Source organism: Algoriphagus yeomjeoni (assembly GCF_003259505.1).
Taxonomy (GTDB): Bacteria; Bacteroidota; Bacteroidia; order Cytophagales; family Cyclobacteriaceae; genus Algoriphagus; species Algoriphagus yeomjeoni.
Genome location: NZ_QLLK01000001.1, coordinates 417,986 through 431,836 on the forward strand (window position 1 = coordinate 417,986; position 13,851 = coordinate 431,836).

Genomic DNA, 13,851 nt, shown 5'->3' on the forward strand with positions numbered 1-13,851 from the left:
ATCTTCGTTAGCTCTAGGTACTTATCTTTGTGCTAGATCGAATTGATGTGAAAGAGAACAAGACTACCAAAACCGCCCTTCATCCCCGCAATGCCCATCGGGAGCGTTACGATTTTCCAAGCTTAATTGGCAGTCAGCCTGAGTTGAGCAAATACGTGGCAGAAAATAAATACGGAGACCTCAGCATAGATTTCGCCGACCCAAATGCGGTCAAAGAACTCAATCGAGCTTTGTTGAAGCATTTTTATCAGGTTTCAGCGTGGGATATTCCAGAGGGATATCTTTGTCCTCCCATTCCAGGTAGAGCAGATTACCTTCACTATGTCGCGGATATGCTGGCGCAAAGCAATTCAGAAAAACTTCCAAAAGGCGAAGACATCAAAGTTTTGGATATTGGAACAGGGGCAAATTGTATCTATCCCATACTCGGAAATTCCATATACAATTGGAACTTCATAGGCTCAGAGATAGACGAAAAAGCCTTAGATTCTGCACAGGAGAATTTGTATGCAAATCCCCAGTTTCGAGGAAAAATAACCCTAAGGCTTCAGGAAAACCCGAAGGAAATTCTCACTGGGATAATCAAATCTGACGATGTTTTCGACTTGGTAATCTGCAATCCTCCTTTTCATGAATCCCAAGCTGCTGCTGAAGCAGCGAGCACGAGAAAAGTCAAGAACCTCAAAGGCAAGGTGGGCAAGAAAGTTACCCTGAATTTTGGCGGGAGAAATAATGAATTGTGGTGCGAAGGTGGCGAACTCGTTTTTATCCAAAAGATGATCCGGGAGAGTGTCACATTCAAGTACAACTGCTTTTGGTTCACTGCTATAGTATCCAAGGAAGAGCATGTACGAGAGTTGGTTTTAGCGTTGAAAAAAGCAAGAGTCGCTGACCGACAAGTGATAGAAATGACTCAGGGCAATAAGAAAAGTAGGTTTATTGCCTGGACTTTTTTGAATCCTGAGCAGCAGGAGAATTGGAGGAAGAGAAGATGGTGATAAATTTAAAATTTCCAAACCCAGAAATAAAAAAGTCGATTTGAGGAAATTCAAATCGACTTTCTTGTGTCTAGATACTTGATACTAATTTCTTGAATCTTGTTTCTAGCTTCTTGGTTCTTAATTTAACGTGCTTTCCACACTGATCTCCAAATCCAAAACTCTGGATATTGGGCAGTTTTCCTCCGCATCTTTCACTAGTTCATCGAATTTGCTTTGGTCGATTCCTTCGACTTTTGCTTTGAGCACCAAATGTGATTTTTTCAGTGTTCCTTCTTCAAAGGTGATATTCGCCGTCACATCCAATTCTTCAGCTGTAAAGCCTGCTTCCTGTAAGTTGAAGCTCAATTTCATAGCGAAACATCCAGAATGTGCCGCTGCGATCAATTCTTCAGGATTTGTCCCTACTCCACTTTCGAATCTGGATCCAAAGGAGTATTGTGTTTTGTCTAAAACAGAACTTGGTGTTGTCAAAGTACCTTTGCCATCTTTACCTGTTCCTTGCCATACGGCAGTTGCTTTTCTGATCATAGTCTAAAAGATTTTAGGGTTAAAAGTTATAGTAGTTAAAGGGAAATATGTGCGTAAAAGTTCATCTAGAGGTAGGAAACCTCAACTTTCCACTTGTTTCAGTTTTGACTTCACTGGTGGATTTATTGATACTTTTTTTCCTGCCAAATTCTGAAATACTTCTAAATACTGATCGGTGACATAGTCCCAATTGTATCGCTGAATCAGTCCTTCCCGCGCAGTGCTACGGAAATATGCCAGTCGCTCTTTACTGCTTTCTGCGGCTTCTACGATATCCTGAACCGATTCTTTAGTCTTTTGGAAATACCAACCATGCTTTCCATTTTGAAGCATTTCCTGATTGAATGGGGTGTCCAACGCCAAAATGGCGCAACCAAACCCGAGTGCTTTCAGCATCGCTGGGTTCGTACCTCCATACTCATGTCCATGGAAATAAGCATAGCAATGTGAGTACCAAGCCGCCAGCTCATTTTGATCTGTGATATAACCCAAAAACAACAGCCTATCGTCGGCTATATTTTTCAGGACATTGGCATACTCGTCATTGAATGGTACGTCACCAACTATGACCAGCTTTCGTGTAGAATTTGATTTCAAAAAACCTTCAATAATTAGATCTGCATTGTTGTCTGGGATAAGTCGGCCTACTATCAGAAAGTAATCCTGTGGCTCAATTCCCCATTTTTCAATGGGATCGGCAGCTACATCCGCACGAGGATTTGCCCCATAAGCGATGACTTTAGAGTCTGCATTGAACAAATCCTTATAGACGCGCTGCATTTCATCTGAGTCATTGATCAGTTGATCGTAGTATTTTGTGGCCATTTTGGATGCCCAGAAAAAATACTTGGACCCCATTCCTTTCCACTTTGGTCTAAGCCATTCCAGACCATCTACATTGATCACTGTTTTTTTTCTAAATAGTCTGGAAAACCAACCTATAGGCCCATTAGCGCTATTGACAACGAAAATCACATCCACGTCTGAGAAACAGGCATGCATCATGGAAAAGAAGGTATGCGAAAGTTGGGTGCCTATTTTGGATTCAATCGCTCCTATGTAAATGCATTCTATGCCGTTCACAAATTTTGGGCGGACTTTAAAAAGTGATTTATGATTATACACACGTACATGAACACCTTTTGCTACGAGTCGCTCTCCGAGTTCTTTGACCATGGTATCATACCCCCCATAGACGTAAGGGTATCCCTTTGCACCCATTATGGCTATTTTCAATTTTTTCTTAGCAGTTGCCATAAATGGTTCTCAATGTTTTCTCTAAAACTTTCCAAACTGAACTCTTTCAACACGCGATCTCTACCGGCATTCCCAAATTTCACTCTAAGTTGTTGGTCCAAAATTAAACTAATTAACGCACTTACTGCCTTGTCTAGATCGTAAATTGGGATTAAGTATCCAGTTTCGCCCTCCAATACCATTTCCGAAGCCCCACCGGACTGGGTAGCAATGACTGGACAAGATGCTGCCATGGCTTCCAAAATAACTGTAGGAAAGGAATCTGGTAATATTGAAGGCAATACAAAAATATCCGTTGTCTGCAGGATGGAGCCTATATCTTCTCTAAAGCCAAGATTGGTGACGCAATTTTCTAACCTGTGTTCATTGATAAAATGCTTCATTTCCACTTCCAAATTCTCATATCCAGGATATGGATCTCCCACCATTACAAAATGACAATGTGGATAAGATTTGGTAATCCGTTTGGCTATTTCTAAAAAGAAAAGCTGTCCTTTGCCTGGGTTAATCCTGCCCACCATAGTGATGATTAGGTGATCATCGGCTATTCCTAGCTCCTGAGGCAGTATTCCAGGTTTTTCAAGAAAATCTGAGTAAGGAATTCCATTGTGGATAACTGTTGGTTTGGATACGCTTAACTTCTCCTCCCAATGATTTTTCACAGCATTTGATACCACAATAGGCGAGGGAGTAGTACGATCTAACAATCTTCTCAACAGACCTACCAAAGGAGCAGGCCCCAGAAGGATTTCATGAATGTGCCAGGTATGAGGTATGTCGTTCGTCCTAGCCCAATGTGCACCGATAACTACGGCTAAGGTGTTGGAATAGACTAGGTCGAAATGGAACTCACGGTGGAGCTGACTTAAAAAAATATAGGCTTTATAGTTCATAATTAGCCTATTCACAAGGCCAGAAATAGTCACATACTTCCGGCGTAAAATTCCGAGGTTTTGAATATGAACAATAGCACCCAACTCCAAAAGGTCTTGTTGCAACGGACCTGGTTCAGGCAGCACAACCACTGCTTTTAGCCCAGCACTTTTATAAACTTTTACTACTTCTATCAGAATTCTGGAAGAGCCATATCGGTCTGAGGAACTATTGAGGAAAAGTACTGTCAATTGAAAAATCAGTTGCTAATTTTTAAGGATTACATTTTGAAATCCTTCAATAAATTTCTGAGCAGAAAATTTCTTGGATTGCTCTTTGCCTTTTTTAATCATAGTCGCAACCCGGCTATTTTCGCTAGTCAAAAGTATCATTTTTTCAGTCAAATCTTGCTGATCTCCTGTTGTCACAGTAAGGCCTGCCCCGCCTGCAACTTCCATCAAAGCTGGCTGATCCGAATGGATTACAGGCAGTCCAAAGGTCATTGCTTCTACGATAGGAATGCCAAATCCTTCGTTTTCCGAAGGAAAAATATAGGCAAACCCATTTTCATACAAGGATCTGACTTGGGCATCGCTGACATAGCCTGGCACTATTACTTTTTCCTGAAGCCCAAGCTCCGCAACTAGTTCGTCTATAACTGGCTTATCATTCATCTGTGAACTTTGACCTGCGCCACCTGCTAATACCAACTTGAAATTGGAGTCTGTCTTTTTGAGAAAATCGGCAAATGAACGGACAAGCAGCGGCAGATTTTTTCTCTTGTCAAAGGTACCGATGTGTAAAAAATAGTGAAGATTCTGTAGACCATTGTTTTCTAAAAATGAGGAATCCACTCCTTCAGTCAGCTTTTTTGGGGCCTGATGAATGACTGTCATCGGGTATATTTTTTTTAGGTATTTGTAGAGGGATTTACGGGAGTATTCGGTAGTAGTAATGATCTCTGTGTCTTCTTTTAACCCTTTTCTTATCAAGCTCAAAAAGTAAGTTCTCCACCATTTCGGGTAGTTTTCAGGCATTTGCCAGAAAAAAGCATCGTGGATCACAGTCAGCCTTCTGCAGGACAAAGACGCAACTGGGGAGACGAAATCCGGACAAATCAAAACATCTGGCTTATGGTTCTTGATTAGATCAGGAAGTTGAAACTCTTTCCAGCGAAAGTAATCCATGTGGTAATTTAAGCGCTGGATTTTGCTTTGCGGACCTTTGAAAGTCTGATCAGCACTTTGGGTCTCCGGATCATGGGAAAAAACCCACTCAATGTCCGGGTGTGGATGAGCAAGCGCGGCATTCGCCAGTTCCATCATGTAGGTTTTGATGCCTGTGGTGGCGACATTGAGGTATTGTAGATCGAGGAGGACTTTCATTTGGTGGGTTATTCTGTCTGTTTAGCGAAATTTCCAATCTTGAGGATCTCTAGCAGTATGAAATATGCCTCTAATCACCACCTTTCTATATTCCTCGCTTAATGTGTAATGAATCATAAAAGGAAATTTCTACAGAGGCAAGCAGCGAACTGAGTCATATCTGATTTGGAAAAAAGGATTGGTTTCCAATAGCTGGAAATAGTGATGAAGTTCTAGTTCAAATTTCTTGCCTAACCCCTTTTTCTTCTCTTCATAAAAATAAATTGCTTGCTGGATATCCTCTTTGGCAGAGGGTTCCAAGAGCACCTCAAAAGTCATTATATTTTAAATCTTTTCTCACCTCTGCCCAAGCAAGTAATTTTGAAGAATCTGAATTCTGAATTCTTTGGCGTACTATTTCTTTATGCTCTTCAGGTGTCTCATCAGATCCTGCTACTTCTAAATCGAGCTGTTTGATCAACTCCATTATGAAATCTAACTTTTCTTCTGGAATTCTTAAGGTAATTTCTTTCATAATCAGTCAATTATGTTTTGTGAACACGAGCGTATTCAGAAATTTTATTTTATCAAAGTTAAACGTAACTCGGTGAATCACTAGTTTTCACAGGTCAAATATCAGGTACTACTTCCTACACACAATCCACTGATTCACCTGAAAAACATTCTGAATTAGCCTATTAAGCTTTTTACTGACTGGCATCTTATAGCGAACTAAGTTGCTGAATTTCTCTCCTAAATTGTGTGTATAATGATCATCTATGTTCAGCTCTTGCTCTTCACAAATGTTGCGAAGTAATTTCTTGGGGAAAATAAAAGTATGCTCTAGACCGTCAATCACGTCTGGCACATTCATCTTTATCATTTTCGACCAGCGATGAAAGCGATACAAGTTACTCGACATATTTGGTGTTCCAATTGCAATATATCCCCCAGGCTTTACTATCCGCTTCATCTCCTCGATATAGGCTTTCGGATCTAGCACATGCTCTATTACATGTGAAATATGGATAAAATCAAAAAAGGAATCAGAATATTTCGCTTCCCAGATATCACCCTGGAAAGTTTCTACAGGGAAATTACTTTTCACAAATTCTAAAGCTCCCGCATCAAATTCGGTGGCATATAATTCACATTTCAGCTGATTTGCATAAGCCAGCCCCAAACCGAGTCCACATCCCACATCCAAAAACTTTGCTCCACTTTCAAGTCTCGTTAAAAATTTAGCTTCTTTCTTTATTTCTTCTTCTCTCAGGCCAGCAATCCTTTGAAAGTGACTCATTATTAGATTTTTATAGTCAAATGCCTCATAATGATCCTTATCATAATAGTTGGTGTAATAGTCAGCTAATTCTTGACTATCTGCCATAGGATTTGCAAATACCAACTCGCAATTCAAACACTGAACTCTCGAGATATGGGGCCCTTTTCGATACGTGTCTATTGCGTATCCCTTAAGACTATTTGATCCACAAATCGGACAGTTTCTATATAAAATCATACAATTAAATTACTATTTCGTTTCTATTGGTCTCCAATTTTATCCGAGAATACTCCTGCACACTCAGACCTACCATCCACCAAGAAACCCAAGATACATAAGTATAGATTTCCACATTGGCCGTAAACAATGGAAGCAATAGTCCTACTTTAACTGTGCCTGCTACAAAAGCCATTCGAGCCAAATTCAGATTGTCGGAATTTTTAAAAACCCTGATTGAAGTCCAGATTCCAGAGAATAGTGTCGCTATGTATAGGAGCATTCCAGCCCAACCTAGCTGTACACCATAAATCAGAAACTGATTTTCACCTCCTACACGTAGCTCTTCATTCACACTGCCAAAGTTACCACTCATTGCCAGCCCAATTCCAAAAGGATTTGAAACCATGGACTCAAGTGCCATTACCCATTCTACCACATGACCTATACTGGAAGTGTCGGCCATCGTCAGCGTATCTACCACATAGTAGTAAAAATCCTCAGAGGCAAAAAAGAGTACGTATGCCACAAAAAGAAGTAAAGTCAAGAAACCAAGTCCAATCAACTTATATAGTTTAAACACTAATGCAACGAAAAAAATCATCAGGAAAAATGCTGCAAAAGATGCTCGGGAAGAAGCAAATACAAGGCTTCCAATACAACAAAGCATCACTACTAAATATTTCCATTGATGTGGCCTCTCAGAAGTCAAAAACCAAATCAACCCAGCTGCAAATCCCATCAATACTGAGCTAGCCAGCTCCAAGGGATCGGAAAAGAAACTTCCCAGTCGCTTCATCGCATTGGTGGTTTCGAATGTCCAAGTCAGGTTATAATTTCCCTGTGGCTCTATGTTATTGATCTCTGCGTTGAAAAGGGCGTAGCCGGTAAACTGCTGCAAGTGTGCGTTTAGAAGATAGTTTTCTACCAGATTCATCAGAAATGCACCGATAGCGATGATAAAAATTATCTGAAATAATCGCTTCAATTCGATTTCGCCAAACTGTGTATTTCTGCCCAGTAAATAAATCAAACTAGGAATGAACATACTCTTGAAATAGAGAGCCTTATTCATAAAACTTGACTGGCCAATTGGTAGGATGAGAAAGATAATTGCCAAACCCATAAAGGCTAACAAATACCAATCAGTGGCTTGCATTCGTAAGGGGTAGCTGAATATTTTCTTCTGATAAATCACAAAGATTAACCCAGCCGTAAGTACGATTATTTCCTTACTGACCTGGAATAAACTTACAATCATTGGAGACCTGGTCACCAAAAATGTTACACTGAGTGTCGTAATATAAAATGGCAAAAAAGCAGCTAGAAAAAAGATAAAATAAGTCCATTTTCCTTTGAATATCATTTCCTGTAGCGTCCAGAGAAAGCCGGCTGCTACAGCAAATGCGATTAAAATGAAAAATATCAGCCCCATAATTCTGCTTTTTGTAGGGGTGATTTTAAGCCATCTTTGATTCCTCGAGCCACCGCTTTCAGCTTATTGAATCTCCCCCTAGCACAAAAATAACCCATCCAAAGTACAAATCTGGTAAGATGGTAGGAAGCAGCCAAGAGAATCTGAGGACCTTTTGCTTGGGAACGGACTAGATAAAACTGATTACGCACATGGTAATAAAATACTGTAGCGCTTAATGTTCCTTCAGCATGTTTTTTCTTGGATGAGGCCCCGGCCTCATGATAGATCATGGCATCTGCTGCCAATTCAATTGTATAGCCTTTTTCTCTAAAGCGTAGAGACCATTCCACGTCCTCGAAATAGGTAAAATAGGACTCATTGAGCAAACCCGTTTCCAATAAAGCCTTTCGCGAAATGAGCATGCAGCAACCTGTCGCCCAATCCAGTGCTCGATCTTTCGCTTGATACTGCGCATTGTGCTTTCTGTCTCCTTGAGTGATTGACCTGCAAAACAAGTGATTCCATTTTCCTCCTGCACTCCATATTTTTGTCCGATCATGAAGAAAGAAAATTAGAGGTTGCACCACACCTAGAGATGTGTTTCCATAAAATTTTCGAATCATTTGGCCAAGAAAGTCAGGAGCAACTTCAGTATCGTTATTCAGTAACATGACATGAGAGTAGCCATCTTTCAAAGCCTTCTTGATGCCGACGTTATTTCCCCCAGCGAACCCCAAATTAGACTTGGTTTCAATGAGCTCTATTTCAGGAAATTCATATTTCAGTTTTTTGCCTTCTTGATTTTCAGACCCATTATCTACCACAATAACCTTGAAGTCCGGATAATCTAGCAATCGTAAGGACTTCAGGCATTCAGTTGTAAAAGCATACCCATTCCAGTTTACCAGTATAATCGCTACAGATGGATCAGGAGTAAAAGCCATGGAACAATTCAGGTTTTTCAGTGCGTAAAAGCAGCATGCTTATAATATAGGCTACAATTTCTGTGGATAAAATAGCGAAACAAAGTCCTACTCCTCCAAAAAAATAGGTCAGAATAGAAGCAACTGTAATCATATATAAGCACATCATCCAACTTGCTTTGAAAAGTAATTGCTTAAGATCTGCTACCAACAGAATCGTGATGTTTGGAATGTTCAAACAGGATAGAAACAACAAAGGTGATAGGAGCTGTAAATACAGCACCGATTCACTAAGCTCTGACCGTGAAAGCACACGAATAATCCAAGGAGCTGCGAAATATGCTGATGTTGCGATGAATGCTCCTCCCAATAATACTCTGATGTAAACAGTCTTCAAAAAACGATAAAAAGATGGCTGATCCTTTTTATATAGTTTGGAAGCATTGGGGAATATCGCCTGAATAATAATAGCTGGGAAAAGACGTAAAACCATCACCACCCGCTCCGCCAAACTGAACATTCCCAAAGTTTCCGCTCCAGCAAAAAAACTGAAGATTATTAATCCTCCATTTATTGAAATGTATCCAGTCAGGTTACTAAAAAAGAATAATACATTCTCTTTCAAACTAGCCCAGATCGCCGAGAACTGGGGCCTATAAAATCGAATTTGTAAGAAAGTGTGAATGTAGGCAAGAATGAATAGGTTGATAAATAGACCTGAAAATCCCATCATAAAATTCACCCATTTGCTCTGGTCTGGCTTGTGGATAAACAGCACAATCCCCATCAGGAAAAGTAGCTTGCTCAAAATATTCGCTATGCTGATAAGCTTCATTTTTTCCATACCCTGAAAAAACCACAGTGGTAAGGTCGCCTCAGAAAATAGCAGTAAGACTGAGTAAAGGAGGATAATTTGGTATCCTTTGAAAAGGTTTAGCCCAAATATTCCTACTAAAACCAATAGGGTAGCAAAAACAGCAAGTAGAACTTTAGCGGAAAAAATGTTGGAAACTAGGTGGGAAAGTGCCGTCTTATCATTTTGATTTACTGCGACAGCGCGAGGTGCACTTAAGTTGTATCCGAATCCCACCATAATATTGAGTAGGATGATAATTGAGAGCGCAAGATTCACCAAACCAAATTGATCTACTCCAATACCCTGAATTAACAGTGGCATGGATATGATGGTGATCAAAATGTTGGAGGATTGAATAATCGCCAAGAACAGAAAATTCTGAATTGATTTATTCTTGATGAGTTCGCCGATAGGAATGAGCCCTAGTTTTTCTAGCATGCCAGCTTATCGTTTAGCTTTCCTGCACATGCTTCTGGTATAGTCTTCGGAAATAAAGCCACATGACAGCAATTATTCCAAGGATCAAGCATCCATAAACCATGCCTTTTACCAGACGAATCTCAGACCGTTCCAATGGAAATCTCGGAGAGTCGATGATTTGAATTAATGGGGAATTGTTCCGATGGTTGACCTTGGCGATCTCTAAGTTTTTTACTACTTCTTCATATACAGCTCCTGTCGCTCGTACGTCTATTTGCTTTTTCTGCGTCTCCACGGTCGCCGAAGACAAAAGTGGGTTGGCATTGGGTACACGGTCAGTGGCTGAGGCAAAGGCGCCTATACTTTCGTCCAAAATTTTACGTACGCTATCTGCTTGGGACTGCAGGATAGCTAGGTTTTCGCTGGTCTTTTTGGTCTTAGTCTCTCTGTAAAATTCATTCACATTTTCTACCAAATGCTCATTGAATGCCTTCGCATATTGTTCATCTTTTGAGGAGACACTTACTTGGATGATTGTCAATTTCCGATCTGGTTTGACTACAGAAAGTTGATTTTCACGGATAAGCTTTGCGACTTCTTTGACTACTGAATCCTGCGCTACAGGGAAATTTTCTCTGGGAATGGAAAAGTCCATCGCAGTGATATCCACTTTTGAAGCCCACTTTTTATCTAGTTTTTCAAAGGCTATAAATCGATCAATTAGCAGTTGATTTTCGTCAAAAGGACTTAATAAAGCTTCATCAAGCATTCGCTCAGAACGATAAAGCTCCATGATGTTGTCACCTTGGAAAAGGCCACTAGTTCCACCCATGGAGCCTAGATTGACGCCTACTAAAGAAGCTAATCCAGACATACTACCCATTCCACCTGAGTCTCCATCTTCCAATACAAAGGAAGTGGTCGCAATGAAGACTGGCTTTTTAAAAATTGAAACAAGTGCTCCAAGTCCTATTCCGAGCAAACTAGCCAAGAGTAAAATTTTCCATTGGGAAAGGAAATAATTGATCCAACTGGAGAAGTTTTGGATGACTTCCTTGATCGTGAATTGGTTATCTGTAAAGTGCTTTGATCCCGCCATTACTGCCAGTTGATTTGTGAAATGACTAATCCAAGCGTAGCTAAGCCAGTGGTAATTCCCACGATTTCTCCCAGTCTAAGTGGCACTTTTGGACCTTTGGTAGGGACGATGACTTCTGCTCCAGGCTCTACTGGTGGATAATTCCTAATTCCTAAAAAGCCTTTGGTTCTCTTTACAGCGCCATTGGCATAGACCACATAGGTTTGCTTTCTATTTGCTCTACGCTCAAAACCGCCCGCACCGTTGATGTAGTGTTTCAAACTTCTGCCTGACTCATGGCGAAGGGTAGTTGGATAGACCACATCTCCTCGCATTCTTACTGTTTGGAACAATTTGGGAACAGATAAAATATCACCTTCTTCAATTAGCAAATCGTCCTCAGAGCCTGGATTCCTCAGTATTTCTTCCAAATCAATAGCGACGGCTTCGGTTTCTTTTAGCTTCACTGCAAATCCTGGAGTTTCTGAAGCAATCTGATCCAGTGACTCCTTCTTGCTTTTGGCCAATTGATTATCTACTGGAGACTCAGCACTTGGAGATTCTGTCAATAAACGTTGAAGTAATTCTGCCTGTGCCTCGGAATTGCTTGGGTCTTCGGCAAGTTTCATTTTCAAACCTTCTAAGTTACGCTGACGGCGAATTTGCTCTGATTCTGTGTTGAAAAACTCAGTTTTACGGATTAAAGTAGCCCCTTTGGCATAAGCAAATTGATTCAGCCCACCGGCTCTTTTGATCAAATCAGAGATTCGCTCTCCGCTACTTTGTATTGCAAAAATGCCAGGTGAATTCACTTGGCCTTCTACGGCAGTCAACTTCTGCATGGTGAAGCTTGCTCTTTTCCGTACGATTACCTGGTCAAAAGGTACAAGGGAAGGAGAGTTTGGATTGTAACCCAAATCCGGATCAACCTGAGTTGGAATGATATCAGCTAATGTACCTAAGTCTGAATCTTCCAGTCTTCTGGCAATTTCTATATCTTGGGAATTAGCAGATTCCTGGAAACCTCCAGCCATCACAATCAAATCTTCCACTTTCATCTCCGCAGAATATGGATAAACGCCAGGCTTTTTGACCTCGCCAAGAATTTGGACGTATTGTTCATTGTTGATATCGTAGATGCTGGCAATTCTTACCACATCCTCCCGTCTCAAAGGAACATCTGGGACGGTTCCATCAAGAACTCCTCTAAGATTTACCTGAATCATTTCTGTACTTAAGTCTTCCTTCGTGCGCAGGATACTCGCCTGGGTGGTGTACGCATCACCGCGAAGCCCTTCGGCATTTTTTACCAGTTGAGACAAAGTAAGTCCTTCTTCCAATGCAAAAGTGCCTTCTCTGTAGACAGCGCCTTTAATTTGAACTCGGTTGGAATAGCGATCTAGGATTCGCTGAACTGTAATTTCATCACCACCTTTCAGAATAAACATGTCGAACTGGTTCTGATATACGTCAGAAACGGAGCGCTGATTTCCTGTGATTCTGGAAATGGCCACTCGGTCCTTGAATGCTTGATCTGTAAATCCTCCGGCATATCGTAAAAGGTCAGAGAAATTATCATTTTCCGTAGCTTCAAAAATCATCGGGCGCTTTACTTCTCCTTTGATTTTGACATGAGAAACATAGGGAGGCACTAGGATCACATCCTGATCTTGAAGTTTGAGGTCAAGTTTAGCAGTGCCGTTAATCAATAAATCATAAACATCGATCTCAGCGATTTGCTTATTATTTCTTACCAACTTGATTTTCCGCATGGAGCCATTTTCATTTGGTCCACCAGCAGCATATAAGGCATTGAAGACAGTAGAAAATGCACTGAGGGTAAAAGTACCAGGAAGACGAACTTCGCCCAGAATATTCACTTTTATAGAACCAACATTTCCTAGAGTCACTTGAAGAAATGTATTGGGGTTGTTTCCGAGCAGACCTGTGTAATACTTTCCAATTCTATTTTTCAGGATGCCTGTAGCTTCTTCTATAGACTTTCCAGAGACAGAAACAGGACCTATATTATCTAAGAGGACGAATCCATCCGGGTTGACGGTAGCTTCATAATATTGCTCAGATTGTCCGTAGATATCTACATAAATCAAGTCACCAGGGCTTAAGATGTAACTTTTTGGCGTAGCCTGATTCAGACTTGGCTCAAAGCTTAGGCGTCGATTTCGCTGATAAAAAAGAGATGTCCCAAAGATTTCATTCCCATCTGGCTTTTTAAATGTACCATCAGAAAATTGAAACATTCCTAAGGCTATTTCATCCATGTCGACTTGCTCACGTTCGTCGCGTTTAGAAACTTTGGTGTTGCGGATGGATTCATCTTCCACTTCAGCTATTCTAGTTCTCATCTTGGCTACCTCGCTAGGAGGCATTCCCTGGATTTCAAGCGCCTTCAAAAACTCCGATTTTGAAAGCCCGGCGTTAGTTGCCCGATCAAGTAAATCCTGAACTTGATCATCAGAAAGTTCATCAACTTTGATTTTGCTTGCGTCGCTTGTTTCCTGCGCAAAAGTTTGAGGAATAGATAGCCCCAGAAGGGCAAGAAATACGAAAAAGTAAGAGAAGCGTTTGATTGAAATCATAAAGAAAAGGTAGTCCCAGGTGAATCAAGAACAAAT

General features: G+C 40.8%; 12 protein-coding genes. 1 reads left to right on the plus strand and 11 read right to left on the minus strand.

The genetic code is table 11. The features are described 5' to 3' along the window. Positions 1–29: 29 nt before the first annotated feature. Positions 30–998, plus strand: a complete 969-nt coding sequence (gene rlmF, locus LV83_RS01740) for a 23S rRNA (adenine(1618)-N(6))-methyltransferase RlmF (RefSeq protein WP_245946971.1) — start codon at positions 30–32, stop codon at positions 996–998. A gap of 120 nt (positions 999–1,118) precedes the next feature. On the opposite strand, the gene LV83_RS01745 is transcribed toward rlmF, so the two are convergent. From LV83_RS01745 to LV83_RS01800, 11 genes are all read right to left on the minus strand, one after another. After that, positions 1,119–1,529 (minus strand): OsmC family protein, encoded by a 411-nt coding sequence (locus tag LV83_RS01745; protein ID WP_111609791.1) that lies wholly within the window; start codon positions 1,527–1,529, stop codon positions 1,119–1,121. 81 nt (positions 1,530–1,610) lie between these two features. Continuing rightward, positions 1,611–2,786 carry a DUF1972 domain-containing protein gene (locus LV83_RS01750; RefSeq protein ID WP_170124551.1) on the minus strand — a complete coding sequence of 392 codons (1,176 nt, stop codon included), beginning with the start codon at positions 2,784–2,786 and terminating at the stop codon, positions 1,611–1,613. Continuing rightward, positions 2,762–3,910 (minus strand): glycosyltransferase family 4 protein, encoded by a 1,149-nt coding sequence (locus tag LV83_RS01755; protein ID WP_245946972.1) that lies wholly within the window; start codon positions 3,908–3,910, stop codon positions 2,762–2,764. The genes LV83_RS01750 and LV83_RS01755 overlap by 25 nt, the downstream gene beginning before the upstream one ends. A 15-nt stretch (positions 3,911–3,925) precedes the next feature. Then, the gene (locus LV83_RS01760) at positions 3,926–5,044 is read right to left on the minus strand and encodes a glycosyltransferase family 4 protein (protein WP_111609793.1); all 1,119 of its coding nucleotides are present in this window, start codon (positions 5,042–5,044) and stop codon (positions 3,926–3,928) included. 307 nt (positions 5,045–5,351) lie between these two features. Next, entirely contained in the window at positions 5,352–5,558 is a 207-nt protein-coding gene (locus LV83_RS01770) for a hypothetical protein (RefSeq protein ID WP_111609795.1), read from the minus strand. A 108-nt stretch (positions 5,559–5,666) separates the two neighbouring features. Then, positions 5,667–6,410 (minus strand): class I SAM-dependent methyltransferase, encoded by a 744-nt coding sequence (locus LV83_RS01775; protein WP_245946973.1) that lies wholly within the window; start codon positions 6,408–6,410, stop codon positions 5,667–5,669. A 136-nt stretch (positions 6,411–6,546) separates the two neighbouring features. Continuing rightward, entirely contained in the window at positions 6,547–7,956 is a 1,410-nt protein-coding gene (locus LV83_RS01780) for an O-antigen ligase family protein (RefSeq protein ID WP_111609797.1), read from the minus strand. After that, a complete protein-coding gene (locus LV83_RS01785; RefSeq protein ID WP_111609798.1) occupies positions 7,947–8,882 on the minus strand; it encodes a glycosyltransferase family 2 protein in 936 nt (311 codons plus the stop codon). Before LV83_RS01785 ends, LV83_RS01780 begins: the two co-directional genes overlap by 10 nt. Next, positions 8,866–10,155, minus strand: coding sequence for an oligosaccharide flippase family protein (locus LV83_RS01790; RefSeq protein WP_111609799.1), 1,290 nt, complete (start codon positions 10,153–10,155; stop codon positions 8,866–8,868). Before LV83_RS01790 ends, LV83_RS01785 begins: the two co-directional genes overlap by 17 nt. A gap of 13 nt (positions 10,156–10,168) precedes the next feature. After that, positions 10,169–11,236, minus strand: a complete 1,068-nt coding sequence (locus tag LV83_RS01795; RefSeq protein ID WP_111609800.1) for a GumC domain-containing protein — start codon at positions 11,234–11,236, stop codon at positions 10,169–10,171. Further along, positions 11,236–13,815, minus strand: coding sequence for an SLBB domain-containing protein (locus tag LV83_RS01800; RefSeq protein ID WP_111609801.1), 2,580 nt, complete (start codon positions 13,813–13,815; stop codon positions 11,236–11,238). The genes LV83_RS01795 and LV83_RS01800 overlap by 1 nt, the downstream gene beginning before the upstream one ends. Between the last annotated feature and the right edge of the window lie 36 nt (positions 13,816–13,851).

What these genes read in the sequence shown, in the direction of transcription:
- LV83_RS01745 (WP_111609791.1), bottom strand. Translation starts at nt 1,529, where the DNA reads ATGATCAGAAAAGCAACTGCCGTATGGCAAGGAACAGGTAAAGATGGC.
- LV83_RS01750 (WP_170124551.1), bottom strand. Translation starts at nt 2,786, where the DNA reads ATGGCAACTGCTAAGAAAAAATTGAAAATAGCCATAATGGGTGCAAAG.
- LV83_RS01760 (WP_111609793.1), bottom strand. Translation starts at nt 5,044, where the DNA reads ATGAAAGTCCTCCTCGATCTACAATACCTCAATGTCGCCACCACAGGC.
- LV83_RS01770 (WP_111609795.1), bottom strand. Translation starts at nt 5,558, where the DNA reads ATGAAAGAAATTACCTTAAGAATTCCAGAAGAAAAGTTAGATTTCATA.
- LV83_RS01775 (WP_245946973.1), bottom strand. Translation starts at nt 6,410, where the DNA reads ATGGCAGATAGTCAAGAATTAGCTGACTATTACACCAACTATTATGAT.
- LV83_RS01780 (WP_111609797.1), bottom strand. Translation starts at nt 7,956, where the DNA reads ATGGGGCTGATATTTTTCATTTTAATCGCATTTGCTGTAGCAGCCGGC.
- LV83_RS01785 (WP_111609798.1), bottom strand. Translation starts at nt 8,882, where the DNA reads ATGGCTTTTACTCCTGATCCATCTGTAGCGATTATACTGGTAAACTGG.
- LV83_RS01790 (WP_111609799.1), bottom strand. Translation starts at nt 10,155, where the DNA reads ATGCTAGAAAAACTAGGGCTCATTCCTATCGGCGAACTCATCAAGAAT.
- LV83_RS01795 (WP_111609800.1), bottom strand. Translation starts at nt 11,236, where the DNA reads ATGGCGGGATCAAAGCACTTTACAGATAACCAATTCACGATCAAGGAA.
- LV83_RS01800 (WP_111609801.1), bottom strand. Translation starts at nt 13,815, where the DNA reads ATGATTTCAATCAAACGCTTCTCTTACTTTTTCGTATTTCTTGCCCTT.